General features: G+C 38.3%; 15 protein-coding genes and 2 pseudogenes. 12 read left to right on the forward strand and 5 right to left on the reverse strand.

Going from position 1 to position 18,137, the window contains the following annotated elements; genetic code table 11:
• Positions 1-3 precede the first annotated feature (3 nt).
• From araA to ACFQRG_RS13905, 9 genes are all read left to right on the forward strand, one after another.
• Complete coding sequence (gene araA, locus ACFQRG_RS13865; RefSeq protein WP_380966984.1) at positions 4-1,428, forward strand: L-arabinose isomerase; 1,425 nt, start codon at positions 4-6, stop codon at positions 1,426-1,428.
• Positions 1,429-1,840: 412 nt separating this feature from the next.
• Positions 1,841-3,235 carry a sugar porter family MFS transporter gene (locus ACFQRG_RS13870; protein ID WP_380966986.1) on the forward strand — a complete coding sequence of 465 codons (1,395 nt, stop codon included), beginning with the start codon at positions 1,841-1,843 and terminating at the stop codon, positions 3,233-3,235.
• Between the two features lie 742 nt (positions 3,236-3,977).
• Entirely contained in the window at positions 3,978-5,444 is a 1,467-nt protein-coding gene (locus ACFQRG_RS13875; protein ID WP_380966988.1) for a 4-hydroxyphenylacetate 3-hydroxylase family protein, read from the forward strand.
• Between the two features lie 132 nt (positions 5,445-5,576).
• Positions 5,577-5,927, forward strand: a complete 351-nt coding sequence (locus ACFQRG_RS13880; protein WP_380966990.1) for a cupin domain-containing protein — start codon at positions 5,577-5,579, stop codon at positions 5,925-5,927.
• Positions 5,928-6,248: 321 nt separating this feature from the next.
• Entirely contained in the window at positions 6,249-6,731 is a 483-nt protein-coding gene (locus tag ACFQRG_RS13885) for a flavin reductase family protein (RefSeq protein ID WP_380966992.1), read from the forward strand.
• A gap of 66 nt (positions 6,732-6,797) precedes the next feature.
• Positions 6,798-7,730 (forward strand): amidase, encoded by a 933-nt coding sequence (locus ACFQRG_RS13890; protein WP_380966994.1) that lies wholly within the window; start codon positions 6,798-6,800, stop codon positions 7,728-7,730.
• Positions 7,731-7,797: 67 nt separating this feature from the next.
• Complete coding sequence (locus tag ACFQRG_RS13895) at positions 7,798-8,256, forward strand: amidase family protein (protein WP_380966997.1); 459 nt, start codon at positions 7,798-7,800, stop codon at positions 8,254-8,256.
• 145 nt (positions 8,257-8,401) lie between these two features.
• Positions 8,402-9,736 (forward strand): APC family permease, encoded by a 1,335-nt coding sequence (locus tag ACFQRG_RS13900; RefSeq protein ID WP_380966999.1) that lies wholly within the window; start codon positions 8,402-8,404, stop codon positions 9,734-9,736.
• A gap of 40 nt (positions 9,737-9,776) precedes the next feature.
• Positions 9,777-11,411 carry an amidohydrolase gene (locus ACFQRG_RS13905; RefSeq protein WP_380967001.1) on the forward strand — a complete coding sequence of 545 codons (1,635 nt, stop codon included), beginning with the start codon at positions 9,777-9,779 and terminating at the stop codon, positions 11,409-11,411.
• 133 nt (positions 11,412-11,544) lie between these two features.
• On the opposite strand, the gene ACFQRG_RS13910 is transcribed toward ACFQRG_RS13905, so the two are convergent.
• Positions 11,545-12,819: a MerR family transcriptional regulator gene (locus tag ACFQRG_RS13910; RefSeq protein ID WP_380967003.1), complete on the reverse strand. Its 1,275-nt coding sequence runs from the start codon at positions 12,817-12,819 to the stop codon at positions 11,545-11,547.
• Positions 12,820-13,319: 500 nt separating this feature from the next.
• Between ACFQRG_RS13910 and ACFQRG_RS13915 the strand changes: the two genes are divergently transcribed.
• The 3 genes and pseudogenes from ACFQRG_RS13915 to ACFQRG_RS13925 all read left to right on the forward strand — a co-directional run.
• Positions 13,320-14,153 carry an RNA polymerase sigma factor gene (locus ACFQRG_RS13915; RefSeq protein ID WP_380967005.1) on the forward strand — a complete coding sequence of 278 codons (834 nt, stop codon included), beginning with the start codon at positions 13,320-13,322 and terminating at the stop codon, positions 14,151-14,153.
• Positions 14,154-14,164: 11 nt separating this feature from the next.
• On the forward strand, positions 14,165-14,749 hold the full coding sequence (clpP, locus tag ACFQRG_RS13920; protein ID WP_380967007.1) for an ATP-dependent Clp endopeptidase proteolytic subunit ClpP: 585 nt from the start codon (positions 14,165-14,167) through the stop codon (positions 14,747-14,749).
• A 222-nt stretch (positions 14,750-14,971) separates the two neighbouring features.
• Positions 14,972-15,206: pseudogene (locus tag ACFQRG_RS13925) on the forward strand (FAD-dependent oxidoreductase); the annotation flags it as partial.
• Positions 15,207-15,427: 221 nt separating this feature from the next.
• Here the strand turns inward: ACFQRG_RS13925 and ACFQRG_RS13930 are convergent.
• From ACFQRG_RS13930 to ACFQRG_RS13945, 4 genes and pseudogenes are all read right to left on the reverse strand, one after another.
• Positions 15,428-16,444 (reverse strand): DUF3231 family protein, encoded by a 1,017-nt coding sequence (locus ACFQRG_RS13930; protein ID WP_380967009.1) that lies wholly within the window; start codon positions 16,442-16,444, stop codon positions 15,428-15,430.
• A 324-nt stretch (positions 16,445-16,768) separates the two neighbouring features.
• Positions 16,769-17,101, reverse strand: a complete 333-nt coding sequence (locus tag ACFQRG_RS13935; RefSeq protein WP_380967040.1) for a Crp/Fnr family transcriptional regulator — start codon at positions 17,099-17,101, stop codon at positions 16,769-16,771.
• A 56-nt stretch (positions 17,102-17,157) separates the two neighbouring features.
• A pseudogene (locus ACFQRG_RS13940) lies at positions 17,158-17,253 on the reverse strand (4Fe-4S ferredoxin); the annotation flags it as partial.
• Positions 17,254-17,487: 234 nt separating this feature from the next.
• Positions 17,488-17,934 (reverse strand): YfmQ family protein, encoded by a 447-nt coding sequence (locus ACFQRG_RS13945; RefSeq protein WP_380967011.1) that lies wholly within the window; start codon positions 17,932-17,934, stop codon positions 17,488-17,490.
• Between the last annotated feature and the right edge of the window lie 203 nt (positions 17,935-18,137).

The raw sequence follows: 18,137 nt of genomic DNA on the forward strand, positions 1-18,137 counted from the left end.
ATTATGTCAACAGTAGGAAAAAAGGAATTTTGGTTTGTCGTAGGTTCTCAACATCTTTACGGGGAAGAAACGTTAGCAGAAGTCAAAGCGCACGCACAAACGATGACCGATGCATTAAATGAAAGCGGTGTTTTACCTTACCCGCTTGTATTGCAAGATTTAGCTGTCAGTGCAGATAAAATTACTAGCATCATGAAAGAAGTTAACTATCGTGATGAAGTTGCCGGTGTCATCACTTGGATGCATACTTTCTCGCCTGCGAAAATGTGGATTCGCGGAACAAAATTATTACAAAAACCATTACTTCATTTAGCAACACAATTCAATGAAAGTATTCCTTGGGCAACAATCGATATGGACTTCATGAACTTGAACCAATCAGCTCATGGTGACCGTGAATATGGTTATATCAATGCCCGTTTGAACAAACAAAATAAAGTCGTAACAGGTTACTGGCAACGTGCTGAAGTACAACAGCAGATGGCAGAATGGATGGACGCGGCGGTTGCTTATAATGAAAGCTTCAACATTAAAGTCGCCCGCTTTGGTGATAACATGCGTAACGTTGCAGTTACCGAAGGGGATAAGATTGAGGCGCAAATTCAGTTTGGGTGGACAGTTGACTATTTTGCTATTGGAGACCTTGTTCAATACGTGAATGCTGTTAAGGATGAAGAAATTGATGCGTTATTTGCGGAATACGCTGAACTTTATGAATTTGATTATGGTACGTACAGTAAAGAAGATTGGGAAGCCAGCGTCAAAGAACAAGCAAAATATGAAATCGCTATTAAACGTTTCCTTAATGATGGCGGTTACAATGCCTTCACAACAAACTTCGAAGATTTATATGGTATGAAACAGCTTCCCGGTCTTGCAGTTCAACGCTTAATGGCACAAGGATACGGCTTTGCTGGTGAAGGAGATTGGAAGACTGCAGCGCTCGATCGCTTACTGAAAGTGATGAGCCATAACCAATCAACTGGCTTTATGGAAGATTACACTTATGAGTTAGCTGCTGGACAAGAATCAGTCCTTCAATCACATATGCTTGAAGTTGACCCAACTTTAGCAAGTAACAAACCAAAAATTATCGTGTCTCCATTAGGTATTGGTGATCGTGAAGATCCAGCACGTTTAGTATTTGACGGTAAAGCGGGAGACGGTGTTGTTGTTTCAATGGCTGACTTTGGTACTCATTTCAAACTTTTGATCAACGAAGTTTCGGCATTTGAGCCAACTGTACCAGCTCCAGAGCTTCCGGTGGCCCGTGTCCTTTGGAACGTCAAGCCAAACTTCCACGATGGAGTTAAAGCCTGGATTGAGAATGGCGGCGGTCACCATACAGTTGTTTCATTGAATTTAACAACAGACCAAATTGTAACTTATGCAAAACTTGTTGGCTTAGATTACGTCATTATTAAGTAATAATGCTGCTGCCCTCCGGGGAGGCTTCGCTTCCTTGGAGGGAAATTAGATAACTCAATCCGTTAAACGGCGTGTATATTCCATTAGTTAGGGAATGGAATCAGAATTATCAGGGATATAATCAAAATCATGATTTCCAAATTCGCCTGAGGGACCGCAGTTTTCAGGAAAAAATGAAAGCGCATAAATTAACGTAACTGTGTGGGTTATTGAAAACAGACAATGTAAAGTATCAAATAAGTTTATCTTCTTCCCATTTGCAGGTATCTTATTTGGTTGCGATATCGGGATTATCACCGGTAAGGAAGGTGGACCTGCAGTTTGAAAAAACTTTATTTCTTAAAAAGCCATCAATATTTTAGTAGTGGGATTTTTAAACAAAAAAATTTCAAACCTTAAGGGGGGAACTTTAATGGTTGGTGAAAAGAAAATCTCGAGTGGCTTCATTTATTTTTTCGGGGCTTTTGGCGGCATTCTTTTTGGTTATGATATTGGCGTTATGACGGGTGCATTGCCTTTCCTGGAAAATGATTGGAACCTTCAAAACAGCGCCGGCGCTATTGGCTGGATTACTTCTGCGGTGATGTTTGGAGCAATTTTCGGAGGTGCACTGGCCGGACAGCTTTCTGATCGTTTAGGACGGCGTAAAATGATTTTAATATCTGCTTTAATTTTTGTTGTTGGATCCATTTTGTCAGGAATAGCCCCTCATAATGGGCAATACTTTTTGATTGTTGTTCGGATTTTATTAGGATTAGCCGTTGGTGCTGCTTCTGCGCTGGTCCCGGCTTATATGTCGGAGATGGCTCCTGCGCGTTTACGCGGGCGTTTATCAGGCATTAATCAAACAATGATTGTTTCCGGGATGCTGCTCTCGTACATTGTCGATTATTTGTTAAAAGGGTTGCCGGAGACAATGGCATGGCGGTTGATGCTTAGTTTGGCAGCTGTACCCGCTTTGATTTTATTTTTTGGTGTGTTGCGGTTACCCGAATCACCACGTTTTTTAATTAAGAACAATAAACTTGATGAAGCACGCAAAGTGTTGAGCTTTATTCGCTCCAAAAAAGAAGAAATTGAGTCTGAAATAAAACAAATTCAAGAAACTGCCAGAGAGGAATTGAAGGCAAATCAAAAAGCGTCATGGGGTACATTATTGAGTAATAAATACCGTTATTTGGTCATTGCAGGAGTGGGTGTAGCGGCTTTTCAACAATTCCAAGGCGCTAATGCAATTTTCTATTACATTCCTTTGATTGTAGAAAAAGCAACAGGGCATGCAGCTAGTTCAGCGCTGATGTGGCCAATTATTCAAGGGGTTATTCTCGTAGCAGGTTCATTAGTATTCATAATGATTGCTGATAAATTTAATCGCCGTACTTTATTAACAGTGGGCGGAACGATTATGGGGCTGTCCTTTATTTTGCCGGCAATATTGAATTCATTAATTCCTCATGCAAATCCGATGATGATCGTTGCTTTCTTATGTATCTATGTAGCGCTTTATTCATTCACGTGGGCCCCTTTAACTTGGGTTATAGTTGGAGAAATTTTCCCGCTGGCGATTCGTGGACGTGCGTCAGGTTTGGCTTCATCATTTAACTGGATTGGCTCTTTCTTAGTTGGATTGTTATTTCCAATCATGACCGCTTCGATGTCACAAGAAGCCGTTTTCGCAATTTTCGGTGTTATTTGTATACTTGGGGTTGTATTTATACGGATACGCGTTCCTGAAACTCGCGGACGAACCTTGGAAGAAATCGAAAAAATAGGACAAAAAAGACAAGTTGGGGGAAAAAGTGCGTAAATAGACCGATAATGTTGCTTTCTTATGGCCGAAGTTGCTGCTTCGGCCATTTTTTATACTTTTAGTATAAATCAGCAGCAAAGACGATAATTCGATGTAGATGCCAATTTAAAGTTAAAAGAATAAGCGGTGCTCCTGCGCGACGTTATTCATAGAAGCTTTTCAAAGCTCATCGCAAAGCTTCAAAGAAGTTTATTCAGGCGGCCGCTTAACTCACTCGTCTACGCCTAACGGCTTTCCAATCGGCAAGTTTTCTTTAATTTGAAATAAAAAGTAAAAAGTCTTTACTTCTTTGGATAAAAGCCTATTTTCTTTATGTCAAGAAAATGGGCTTTTTTTCATCGATTTAAGGACACAGAGATGCCAGGCTTGCAACTGTTTTAAATCAAACAAAAAAAGTGGAGTTACTCCATTTTTTTATGAAAATGAATTCAAAAGTCTCTCAAATGGCTATTGACTTGGAGGAAGCTCCAAATCATATAATGGCTTCACGAAGTGTGAATATTCTTGACGATATTATGATATTCGTGTCACATAAGGGAAGAACAAGCTATGAATATAATGAACGGATTGGGAGGTGAGTGCCAAGTTTTCTTCAGAAACTTTAAAATTCCTTTCCCATAATTAAAACGCACTTTGTGTAGGACCTAATCAGTTTGTAAGAGTTACGCTTTACCAAAATTGAAAGCATTTACATTAAAAAGTATAAGTGTTTGTAAAATTTTAAGAGGGGAAGATCTTGATGGTAAGGACTGGAACTCAATATTTAGAATCTATTAAAGACAAGCGAAATGTATTTATCGGCGGAAAAAAAGCAGATGATGTAACCACTCATCCTGCTTTTAAAGGGATCACTAGAACTATTGCCAATCTCTACGATATTGCAGCAGATGAGAGTAACAATATGACCTATGAAACAGAAGATGGAACGATAGCAAATAAAATCTATATGATTCCAAAGAGCAGGGAAGATTTGCGGGATCGCAGGGAAGCGATTTCAAAGTGGTCTGAATCTACATTTGGCTTTGTTGGCAGATCCCCTGACCATGTTGCGGCATTTATGGCAGGGTTTGCAAGTTCACCGGAGGTTTTTGAACGCGGAAATCCAAAATTGAAAAATAACGCGCTGAACTTTTATAAATTCGCCAGAGATAATGACTTGTATTTATCCTATGTCATCATTCCTCCGCAAATTGACCGCAGTAAAGCAGCTCATGAGTTAGAGGAAAAATTCCTGGCAACCGGTGTTTATGAAGAAAGACAGGATGGCATTGTGATTAGGGGTTCTCAAATGCTGGGGACAGGGGCAGCCGTATCTGATTATTTGCTTGTCAGTTGTATTACACCATTAAAGCCTGGCGATGAAACCTATGCGGTCTCTTTTGTTGTTCCAATGGATGCCCCGGGATTGAAACTGTATGCACGGCCAAGCTATGCAGCGGACAAACCAAGTACATATGATTACCCGCTGTCCACTCGTTTTGATGAAAGTGATGCTTTAGTCGTCTTTGATGATGTATTTATCCCTTGGGAGCGTGTTTTTATTTATAAAGACATTAAATTGGTACAGGCGCAATTCCATGAGACGCCGGCTCACCGGTTGGGGAACAGCCAGGCACAAACCCGTTTTGTCAGCAAGCTCAAATTTATCATTGGTTTGGCTAGAAAAATTGCAGCCGCTAACGGCATTGATAAAATTCCGGCTGTTGCAGAAAAATTAGGTGAATTGGCTTCACTGGCATCATCGGCTGAAGGAATGCTGCTCGCTTCAGAATATTATTGTACGATTGATAAAAACGGTACAGCAGTTCCAAACTCACGCTTCTTATATGGGGCAATGGGTTTACAAAACACACTATATCCGCAAGTGATTCATATTTTCAGAGAACTTGTTGGCGGAGGTGTTCTGCAAGTGCCGTCTTCCTATAAAGAATTAATCAACCCTGAAACGAGAAATGACATGCAAAAGTATATTCGTTCGGCTACGGTTCAAGTAGAAGAAAAAGTACAGCTGTTTAAGCTTGCGTGGGATGTAATCGGCAGTGAATTTGCCGGCCGCCATCAACAATATGAAATGTTTTATGCGGGCGCGCCATTTGTTGCCAAAGGATTCTCATTCAGAAATTATGGATACGAGGAAGCGGTAGCATTAGCTGACAAATGCTTAGAAAGTTATGGTCTTCCAGAGGAAGCTTCCGTACAAAATTAACTGATTGACTATTGGAAATTGTCAGGTGATGGGGAGTCCTTCAAGTGAAAATAGGGTCCGTTCAGCTAGAAATAAAAAACTTGAATTAAACTGCCATACTAAAATTTTAAAAGATTCAGAGGAGGAAGTCATATGCCAAAAACAGAATTAGAATTTACTCATTACAGCAATTTTGAAGCAGAGCCATTGAACGTAGAAGGCTTGTCACAACGGGTGATTGCGGAAGATCCAGATACAAAGGGAGTTGCAACGCGTATCCTTCAGTTTGAGCCGGGCACTGATACATCGCCGAATGGCGTTCAAATTCATGATTTTTGGGAAGAGCTAATTATTATTGAAGGTTCAATTATTGATTTGGAATTAAACGAAGAATTTAAAGCGGGAGATGTTGCAACTCGTCCTCCTGGAATGAAGCACGGTCCATGGAAGTCTCCAAATGGCTGCAAGATTTTTGAATGCCGCTATTACGCTAAAGGGCAATAAAACAAGACATTCATCAGGAAAAACAAGCGGATAAGTATATATTTTGTGAATGGTTCGCTGCCCATTACACTTAACTGCTTTTGCAGCGTTTTATGTATACCCAATACAGAATTCATTATAAGAAAAGATAGCCTGAGAAAATAAAATAGCCAATAAAATATGTTATGGGATATTCTCCCCGACTAAAAATCTATGAAAAAGAAGATGTAATCGGCAGTCCAATAATGGAATGGCTCATGTAAGGTAAATATTTGTCCAATTCATTACCTTTTAGAGTCATTTCCTAATGGATTGCTTACTTTTTAAGGAGGTCATTAGCGAATGGATGATAGAACGTTTAGAAACGCAATGGGAAAATTCGCGACTGGAGTAAATGTTATTACAACCTTAGCAGACGGTGAAGCACATGGAATGACAGCAAATGCTTTTATGTCGGTTTCGCTCAATCCGAGATTAGTTTTAATATCTATTAGTGAAAAAGCTAGAATGCTTGATAAAATCAATACTTCCGGAAAATTTGCTGTCAATATATTGTCAGATGCTCAAAAGGAATATTCCATGCATTTCGCCGGACAGATGAAAGAAACACACACAGTAGAGTTCGATTGGATGGATGGCGTACCGGTAATAAAAAATGCTTTGGCTAATATAGTTTGCAACGTACAAAGTAAACAAATTGCCGGAGACCATACTTTATTTATCGGAGAAGTGAAGGATATCAATTTTGGCGAAGGTAAGCCACTCACCTTTTATGAAGGTAAATATGGTGAAATTGTCGAAAAAGAAATTAGGCAGGAAATCTAAAAATTCGTATTTGTAAGTTTGCCGGACAGTCTACTTGTTATAAATCTTATGATAGGAGGAGTTCGATTGGAAAAATTAAACCAAAAAGGGAAAATGAATTCAAAAGAGCTTTGGAATTGGACAGCAGTGGAGCTTGCTCATGGCATTAAAACTAGGTTGATCTCATCGCGTGAGGCGGTCTTAAGTTCGTTAAACCGCATTCAAGAAGTCAATCCGCACATAAACGCTTTAGTAGATGTATCAGCAAAGGAAGCATTAGCGGCAGCGGATGAGGCTGATCGAAAAGCAGCTGAAGGTAATCCCCTTGGACCCCTGCACGGTGTGCCTGTTTCGATTAAGGTCAACATCGACCAAAAGGGACATGCGACAACAAACGGTCTGGTGGACTTACGAGATAACATTGCTTCGAAAGATAACCCGGTGGTTGCAAATTTAAGGAAGGGCGGAGCTGTATTTGTAGGCCGCAGCAATACACCGGCTTTTTCTTTCAGATGGTTTACAGACAATGATTGTCATGGTAAAACGCTTAATCCATGGCATGCGGAAAAAACACCAGGAGGATCCAGCGGAGGAGCTGCTGCCTCGGTTGCGACCGGCATGGTACCTATTGCTCATGGTAATGATATAGGCGGTTCGATTCGTTATCCAGCGTATGCCTGCGGTGTTGCAGGACTTAGGCCAACTGTTGGCCGAATCCCAAGTTGGAATGATTCTGATCAACAAGACAAGCCCCTTTCGAACCAATTAATGTCTGTACAAGGCCCGTTAGCACGCACCATATCCGATCTTCGGTTGGCATTTGACAGCATGATTGGTTTTGATCCCCGCGATCCAGTCTCTATGCCGGCCCCTTTAAAGGAAGAGCCCTTAAAGCGGCCAATCCGCGTCGGGCTTTTGCGTGATGTTGGCGTTGCCAGACCAAATGAAGCTGTAAACAAGGCTTTGGATGAAGCAGCCGTAAGATTGCGTTCAGCGGGCTATATTGTTGAAGAGGGTTGAACTTCCCCTATTCGCTGAAGCGTACCGACTTTGGCTTTTACTTTGTTTGGGGGATTTCCGGCAAAAGATGCCTCTTGTGGAGCAATCAGGGGATCAAGGAATTATAAAAGCCTTAAATCATTACTCCGCCATTTCTGAAGTGTGGTGGGGGCCGAACCCGGACCTTAAGGACTATATGAAAGGTTATGCGCGCCGCGGGACGCTTATTGGTCAGCTTCAACAGTTTTTAGAAGACTGTCCATTAATCTTACTCCCGGTTTCATCCGAGCAGGCCTTTGATCAGGATGCGGATATTGCCAGTATCGAGAGCATGCGGCATGTTGTATCTGCACAGTGGCCGATGACATCGATTCCGACACTTGGCTTTCCGGCAATTTCTGTTCCAACATCCGTTGCGGAAGGACTTCCTGTTGGCGTTCAGATTCTTGGCAGGAAGTTTCGTGAAGATACATTGTTTGAAGCAGCGGAAATTATTGAGGCGCATAACGATATAGTTACACCAATAGATCCAAACTGGAATTCTTAAGAAGTTATTTTCTGATTAGCATCCAGAAACAGAGGTTTTTTGGCCATTTAAAATTAAATAAATCTTCAACAGAAAATAATTGATTTATCAAATTTAGAAGGCTGAAGAAAAAAGACTGAGAAAAATAAAGAGGGTGATTAATCCTATGGATGAAAGTGCCAAGCTGCAGCGCTCGCTTACTTTAATGTCAGTTGTACTTTTTGGATTTTCGTTTATGGCACTCGGTACTGTTTTTAGTACCTATGGCGTTGCTGCTGAAATGTCACACGGCATGGTTGCGGGCTCTTATGTTATTGCCTTATGTGTCATGCTTTTTACAGCCTATAGTTATGGACAAATGGCAAAAGAATTTCCTTATTCGGGTTCCGCTTATACATTTGCTCAAAAATCGATCAACCCATATATTGGATTTTTAGTTGGTTGGTCAATATTGTTAGACTACTTATTTATTCCTATGGTCAATTATTTGCTCTTTGGTATATTTTTCTCGGCTGCATTTCCGGCTATCCCCAGTTATGTTTGGATCCTATTCATGTTGATACTTGTAACGGGTGTTAATGTTTTAGGGATAAAATTAGCTAATGCTGCAAATATCATTTTGACAGTTTTAATTATTTGCTTCATTGTCATTTTTTGTGTTTTATCAATTCAGTCAATTATGCATGGTACAGGGACGGGGTTACTTTTTACAAGCAAGCCTTTTTATAATCCAAATGAACATTTTTCTTTTCTAATAGCTGGTGCCTCATTACTCTGCTTTTCGTTCCTGGGTTTTGATTCAGTGACGACATTTTCTGAAGAAATCGTCAATCCAACAAAGAATATTCCAAGAGCTGTTTTTATCATAACTCTAGTTGGGGGATTAATATTTATTGTTGTCTCTTATATATGTCAAAATGTATGGCCGGACTACCAAGCGTTTAAAGATCCAGATTCCGCTTCAGCCGAGATCATCAAATTAGTGGGAGGGAATTTTCTTACCGGGGCATTCCTTGTTATTTACGGTGTTGGTGTTTTTGGCTCAGCCATGGCTTCTCAAGCAAGTGCAGCAAGGGTTTTATTCGCAATGGGCCGAGACGGGCAATTGCCAAAAAGATTGTTTGGACATTTGAATAAAAAATTTCAGACACCTGTGAATAACATTTTGATTATCAGCCTATTTTCCTTATTAGCATTAGTATTAAGCTTAAGCTTAGTCGCTTCATTTATTAACTTCGGGGCCTTTCTTGCTTTCACATTTGTGAATATTTCTGTTATTGCTCATTACTTTTTCCGAAGAAAGAAGCGATCATTCAAGGGCACGGTATTATATTTTCTTTTACCATTGGCTGGTGCTGTACTGGATATTTGGCTGCTTTTAAACCTGGATATTCATTCGAAAATTCTCGGCAGTATATGGTTAGGAGCGGGTATTGTCTACTTAGTTTTTCTTACTAAAGGATTCAAAAGGCGGCCGCCTGAAATAAAAGTAACGGTTTAATAGTCTGATTACTTAAAATAATATGTAAAGGAGTCATTATATGATTAAAGCTGATATTATTCTATCAAGTAATGTCGTATTTACAGGCCTTGAAGACAAGCCCCAACCAGCAGCAATAGCTGTTAAAGGTAATAAAATCATTGCTGCAGGTTCTAAAGATGAAATAAAAGATTTTATTGGTGATGAAACAAAAGTTTACAATTTTAATGATAAGCTGATAATGGCTGGATTTCACGATGCGCATCTCCATCTTTTACAAGGGAGTTTATTTAAAGACTTTTGTGTTGATTTATCCGAAGCACGTTCCGGTGAACAAGCAGCTGGAATGGTAAAACAGTTTGCTGATGATAGACCGGATGAAGAATGGGTCATCGGAACAGGCTGGGACAGCAATAATTGGATAAACAAGGATTTCCCGGATCGCTCTATACTGGATCAAGTGATTTGTGATCGTCCTGTGCTGTTGATCCATGCTGAATGTCATTATGCATGGGTGAATACCAAAGCTTTAGAAATAGCAAATATTAATTCTGAAACAAAAAATCCGCCATATGGCACCATACTTAAAGATGAGGATGGAAATCCCACAGGCATTTTAATTGAAACAGCTATTTCATTGGCGGGGGATATAGCATTTAACCTGTCAAAGAAAAGGCAATATGAACTTTTGGAAGGTTTCCTTCAATATTCCTCCAGCCTTGGGGTTACTTCAGTTAATGATTTGTATGGGAGCCGCGCTAATGAAAAGTTGACAAACTATGATTTGTTTAAGGAATTCGATGATGAAGACAGATTGACTGCCCGAGTTCATATTTATCCTGCCATGAATGGAGATATTGATAGAGTAAAACAATTAAGAGAGAATTATAATTCGGAAAAGTTCAGGGTTGCGGGATTAAAACAATTTATTGACGGTGTTGTCACGGGCCATACCGCTTATATGCTTGACCCTTATTTGGATAAGCCGGAAACAAAGGGTCAAACAGCCTTTCAGCCGGAAACAATTAAAAAGTGGGTCATTGAAGCTGATAAAGAAGGTTTTCAAATTCGCTTCCATGCCATTGGCGATGGTGCCGTTCGTCTTGGGTTAGATGTCTTTGAAGAGTCCCAAAAAGTAAACGGCGAAAGGGATTCCAGACATTGCCTTGAACATGTTGAAGTGATTCATCCGGATGATATTCCGAGATTTAAAGAACTGGGCGTTATTGCTTCAATACAGCCTTCTCATATAGCTCTTATGCCGCGAGAAAGTCATACTTTACGTACAGAGAAGGAAAAGCATCCTTATTTATATACGTGTAACGCTTTAAAATCAGCAGGAGCTCAGATAGCATTCGGTTCAGATTTTCCTGTTGCTTCGTTGAACCCAATGGTCGGCATCTACCATGCCGTTACAAGAGCAGATTATAACAATGAAGCGTGGAATAAACAGGAGCAAGTATCTTTAGCTGATGCATTAAAGGCATATACCTTAGGAGCGGCGTACAGTGTATTTAGGGAAAATGAATTGGGAACGTTGGAAGAAGGGAAGCTCGCAGATATTGTTGTGTTGGACCGAAATATTTTTGTGACGCCTGTCGAGGAGTTACTGGAAACAAAGGTAGAAATGACTATTATGGATGGCAGAATTGTCGCTGGTCACCAAGAACCGGAAACCGCCGGCTCTATTCAATAATCTTTATTGAAAAGGTTTTGGTTGCCCAATTTGCTTAAGTAATAGATCAAAACGAAAAGGGGCAGTGCTGGTGCTGATGCCTGCGCTGCCCTTTTTCAGGATTAACTATAATTTTAGCTGCAAGGGAGCTGTCTTATTGGTGAAGCAGCCCACTTTTCGGACAGTCTCTTTGTGTGCTATTTTTTGTATCAGCCAAATACATTAGCATGTGGAGCTTTTCGTCTTTTACATGATAGTCAAAAAAAGATCCCGGATCTGTGCAGTGACCGATATTTTCACTTTGGGTCATTTGAAACCCGTTGACTGATAAATTTTCTTCTAAGTATTTTGGATATAATCTGGATTCGTGTGAATTTGGATATAAGGCTGAAATGTTTTTCAAGGATTTGGCAGAGCTATCATAATAGGCGTACCCGCCGACAATTGTTGAACGGCTATGGAAATAGTTTTTTAGAACATGAATTGGGAACCGCGGATTAAGAATTGAAAAGTCAGTTATTGTCAGACTATCTATAAAAACATCGATACTTTGCGGTTTCAATGGCAGATTTAAATCAGAATTCAAAATATAAAGGACGTTTAGCTTTGGATTCATACGGTCAATTCTTTTTCTGATTTTTTTGAGCATCGCAAGCGAATAGCCGCTGAATACATAGAATGCGCTCGTTTCAAGAACATCAATAAATTTTGGCAGTGACACAAAAGCGTCAACGTTTGTTTCCACGATTAATTTATTTTTCAAATCTATATTTTGCAGAACTTTTTGAAACCAAAAATTACTTTTTTCATATAAGTTAATCATTTTGGGATTGATCTCTTTTATCGTTTCTTTATCATAAAAATAAGACGGATAAGGAGACTTCTCGTACAAATTAGCGGTAATGATAATGCCTTCCTCGATAGTTGCCTCGTATCCGCAAGTACAAGTTAAACTTCCCGTTTGAATATAGACATTTTTAATCGTTACATCTTTTATTTCAAGTGGAATACGGCATTTAGGACAATATAGCAGATTTACATAGGAAAGCGGGATCCCTGTAAAATCCTCTTCTTTGGAGGAAGGCGAGCTGGTTTGAACTGCTTTTTCAATTAATTGGATTGCCTTTGATATGTCTTCTTTTTTCTTGGTCAGCTGGTTCTTTTTATTAATTAGTAGGTTGTTAAGGTAATCGATATCCTCATGATCCGAGAAGTTTGTAATACGCTTGTACGATAAAATTTGTTGAATTTCTTGCAGTGAAAAATGAAATTTTTTCAGCTTAATAATAAAAGCCATGTCGTCGACACACGATTGGTTCATTTGATACTGGGTGTTTTTTTTGTCGGGTATTAATAATCCAAGATCAATGTAATAACGAACGGTATCGGTTGTAACTTGATAAAGCTTTGCAAATGCACCTATTTTCATAGTTCCCCCCGATAAAAAAGTGGAGTTATTCTTTTTATGAAAGCGAATTCAAAAATTTATTAAATGGGAATTGACTTGGCAGAAAATCCAAATCATATAAGGGCTTACGAAGTATGAATATTCTTGCCAATATTATAACATACGTGTTACATAAGGAGAAGAACAAGCTGTAGATAAGGATGGAACGAGTGGATACTCTTACTGTGGAGAGAGACTGCAAACAGCAATGAAAAAGGGAAGAGCTGCTTGAAATCCTTTATACGTTATGGAATAACTGTTTTTATAATAAGTTAAACTGTATTTTATAATATTTGTTTAAAGAAATCAAAAGGTTTTCATTTAAGAATCTTGAATAGATTTTTAAAGTGTTACTTTACTTTTTAAGCTCAACATGGAATGAAACGACAGCTGTTTTATAAAAGAAAAATTTTTATAAAAACCGTAACGTTTCCACTCGCTTTTTCGTTTTTATAGATAACCGAGTAAAAAGGAGGGGCATCATGCAGGCATCGGTTAAGCAAACAGCATCTTTAATTGATGATGCGGACTTTGAACATGTAATCAGGCCATACCTTAACCAATTGAAAAGTTATTGTCTTTCCCTGACAAAGTCATCATGGGACGGGGAAGATTTGTTTCAAGATACTTTAATAAAAGCGTTCAGTAAATGGAAAATGAAAAGCCAAGATATTTCAAAGGCTTATTTGTTCCGGATTGCTTCAAATACTTGGATAGATCATCATCGTAAACGGCAGCCTGATATAGATCATCACGCTGAATTAGCAAATATATCCCAAAGCGAAGCACAAGATAGGGCTGCGATTGAAGAAGTAATGGGAATTTTATTAAAAAGGCTTACGCCAAAGCAACGTATCGTTCTATTGCTCACAGAAGGGTTTAACTTTACTCATAAGGAAGTTGCGGAAATGATCGGCAGCAAGGAAGGGGCTGTCAGAGCTGTGCTCCATCGTGCACACAAGAAACTTCAATTGATTGATAAGAAAGATGATACCCATTCAATTTCTTATGATGATAATGAAGATGTTAAAACTTATGTTCAAACGTTTTACAGCGGCGCTCCCGAGCAGTTTGCGGCACTATACAAAAAGGAAACAACTATTGTGAACAGCATGAAAACAAAATCAACCTTTAATAATGGCATTATTAAAGGTATCGGCGGCAGTCATTCCGCTTATTATCTTGTTCCGATAACACTCACCAATGGAAAAACGTTTGTTGTGCCATTTTACCAAACGGAAATCAATGTTTTGCTTGCGTGGATTGAAGAATATATGTCTCAAATACAAAAATCAGCGTTTTTAAGCGCTGCTTAAGGAGTGGTCATATGTCAAATTTTATTCCTTATGTTATTGAACAATCAAATCGCGGTGAACGTTCATACGATATTTATTCCCGCCTGTTGAAAGATAGGGTCATTTTCGTCGGCACTGAAATTGAAGACAACATGGCTAACAGTATTGTCGCCCAGCTTCTATTCCTTGCGGCTGAAGACCCGGATAAAGATATTTCAATTTACATTAACAGCCCGGGAGGATCAATCACATCCTGCTTTGCGATTTACGATACGATGAAATACATTAAACCGGATGTTCAGACCATTTGCACAGGGATGGCAGCATCAGCAGCATCAGTGCTGTTAACAGCCGGTACAAAAGGAAAACGCCTTGCACTGCCAAACAGCGAAGTCATGATTCATCAACCTCTGGGAGGAGCCAAAGGGCAAGCAACTGATATCGAAATCAGCGCCCGGCGCATTTTAAAGCTTAAAAAGAAAATCAATGGCATTATCTCAGAAACAACGGGTCAACCGATTGAAAAAGTTGATAAGGATACAGACCGCGACTACTTTATGACAGCTGAAGAAGCAATGGAATATGGCTTAGTTGATAAAATTATTGAAAGAATCTGAAGGTAAATGTTTAGCGGCGCTTGCGTCATTTAACCGGTTTTTAAAATTTGGTCCATTTATAATATAAAAAAGAATAGGCCAGTGAAATTGAACTGTACCCCAATTATTAAAGACAAAAATAATTGGAGGTACAGTTTTTTTATAAAATTTGGATTGAACATGGTTGTTCTAAGTTCATTTGGGACTTCTAGATGAAATTATTTTTTTATATATGAAAAAAGGGGCGCCTCACACTTTTGGGCCCATTATCGATATACTGGTGGAGCAGCCTTTGCCATGTTTAAACCTTTTCAAAAGGGAGATTTGCTTCCTTATATTTACGAGCCGGAAGGAAGGGTTCATTTTGCAGGTGAACATACTTCAACGACGCCTGCATGGATACAAGGAGCTATAGAATCAGGGCATAAGGGTTGCCCATGAAGTAAATGATATACCAGGATCGAATGGATTAAGTTAAGCTGATTTTCTCGGGTAATTGGTTGTTTTAGTAATGCTTTAAACATTTAATCTGCTGATATACAAACAAAAAATTTTAAAAACAACTTTATTAATCAAAGGCGAATGCTTTTACATAGAACCTTTTTATAAGAAATATTAAGAATTCCTAATAACTAATCCTTATACTGCAATACAAGGTAAAAAGCTGTTCCCTTAATAGGAAAGGAGAACAGCTTTTTGTTATTCTTCCTTCTTTTTGGCTAATTTTGTTCTATCTTTAGTTCCTGGAGGTTGCTCCAGCCATTGGTTTTTAATCATAATATCTGCGCCGTCTTTAGCAAATTGTCCAATCTCTAATGATAATCGTTCATAATTCAATACTAGATCGCTTCGTTGGCTGGCAGCACCGGCAGTCGCATAATTCCCCATACCAGCGGCGCTTACTAAGCTCATATGAAACATCATTAGTTTATCTGAAAATGTACGGGTAGTTGAATGACTGACACTGACATCTGGTAATCGAGGTGTTGCAATATCATTGTCAAGCAAGACTTGAGAAAATATCTTAATATGTTTGTTTGAAATATCTTTTCCTCTTAACATATAATTTTGAATATCCTTAGATGGGGAGGTTTGCGCAAATGCAAGGCATAGTTGAACACCCATGGAATTTGTTAGAATATTCATATATAAGTGGGACATTTCTACTGCATTTAATGGCCGTTTGCTGCTAAAGGGATTCAATCCACTTAAATATTTTTTACTGTCTACATAGTCTGTTTCTTTTGGAACTTCAATATAGGGATGTCTAGCATTCATTCCTTTTAAAAGGGCAATTTTAGTTGATTGATTATAAAGTGTAGATGTATCAATTAATAATTGGGTAATAAAATTTCTGATATCTTCTCTTGTACTCATTGCGAGTGTTCCAGCATATGTAATCAATCCCACTCTTGCCATATGATTGATATATGTTAAACAGAAAAAGTCAGAAAAAAGCCAAGGCGCATCCATGTTCACGTCTTGTTCAGTAAAACCATTGGGGATGGCATACTGTTCTTGTTCAAAAATGGCAAGTAATTGATCCAAAGCATCAGTTGTTATATCATAAGCAAATTGAACAGCAGGTTTTATATCTGTGTCTTGAATATCTTTAAGCATAAATCCCAAGATACATTTAGACATCGTACTATTCATATAAGCCGTCCAAAGTACACCAATTTCACTCGATGTTAGGTGAGGTTTATTTTCATCCATAATGTTACCTCCAATTTTCTAAAAGATATTGATGTCTTCTATTTTTTTGTTTTTTTTAGGAAATTATCCTCAAAAAATTACTTAAGATTTTTAAGGTCCTTTACACAAATAAAACAAATCCCTTAGCGGCAATTTTGTTCGTTATGAGACTTATTATGGGGATGGATACCTTGACTGTTACAAAAAGCCAGTTGGATACCTAAGACAGTGTATCCAGCTGGCTTTTAATTTTGAAATAAACTCACCAATATATGAATTCGCCTTTATAGGCTCGTTATACTCTGTTCATTAAAATTTTGTACATTAGTCATTTACTCACTCCTTCTAACTGAAGTTTTCTAGTGCTTCTAAATTATAAATAACAATATGATGATGGTTTATTTTTAAAAGGTTTCCTTTTTTTAATCGGTTTAGAACGCGATTAATTGTTTCACGAGTAGAACCAACCATATTTGCAAAATCTTTATTTGTCAGGGGTATATCAATATGAATGCCGTCATCGCATTTTTTACCAGATTCACTCGCGAGACGGATTAAAGCCCGAATAATACGATGCTGGACATCCTGTGAAATCAATTCTTGTACACGATCCATTAACATGGCCATTTTCTGACCCATGATTTTCATGATTTTTACAGCAATCTGCGGTTGATCCATAAGCAGCCGTTCAAAATCATTAATACGAATCGTCAACAACGTTGCATTTTCAAGGACATATCTTTTCCTTCGCAAATGCAATCAACGGGGCAAACTTCTACACATTCAGCCGCTTTTTCTCCGATGCAAGGAGAGGTAATAACAAATGCCATTTTTAATCATCTCCTTTTATTGATTGTCGTTTGGCAGCCTAAATTTTTATAATGTGTGCATTTATAAATCCATTATAAAAAATTTTAAATACTGCTAAGGTGATTTGTATCACACTAAGAAAATGTATTATTCGGTAAAAGCAGCGTAAGAAAAAAGTAAAACCGATTTTCTAAAAATAAAAATAAGAAAATCGGTTTCTTAATTAAATTGGTTGGTTTTTTTAATAATCAAGGTTAGGCTCCTTCTACTAACATAGAACGCTTTTGTAAACCTTCAGAAAGAAGGGAATATGCGGTGACCTTTTTCTTGTACTGTTTGATGACATCAACGTGATCGTTGTAACTGTATATAAATAATTTAACATTGTTTTTGTCTTTCTTAGTAGTTATATTAATGACCAATGGAGTCTTACCGTTATTTGGATGCAAATAATATTGTTCGTTTCCCGGGTGTATATAATATCTTTTTAAAAATATTCCTTTATTAAAATTATTGATAACTTGAACTTTATCTTTACCTTCCAACCGTTTTTCATTGATTGTTACAATGGTATTTGATTCACTGATTTTGGGATGTAATGCAAATTTGTTGGTAGCCCATTTCGCAACAGATGATGGAAGACACGACGCTATTATTTTTACAGAACCCATAAGAATTATTGCAAGCACAATCCATGTCATGGTTTATCATCTCCCATTTATTTACACATATATTTTATCATAGGGATGACAGCTTGTTTTTGTAGATTATGTGAAATAAATAACCGGAAAAAGATGAATATGAAGATATGTTTTAAAGTGTCATTGTTTTAGTTTGAATTGGTGAAATATGGGCGATGTTCAATAAATATCAATTGAGAAATATCGTTTCATCTGTCAATATA

Source organism: Scopulibacillus cellulosilyticus (genome assembly GCF_042665295.1).
Lineage (GTDB): Bacteria > Bacillota > Bacilli > Bacillales > Sporolactobacillaceae > Scopulibacillus_A > Scopulibacillus_A cellulosilyticus.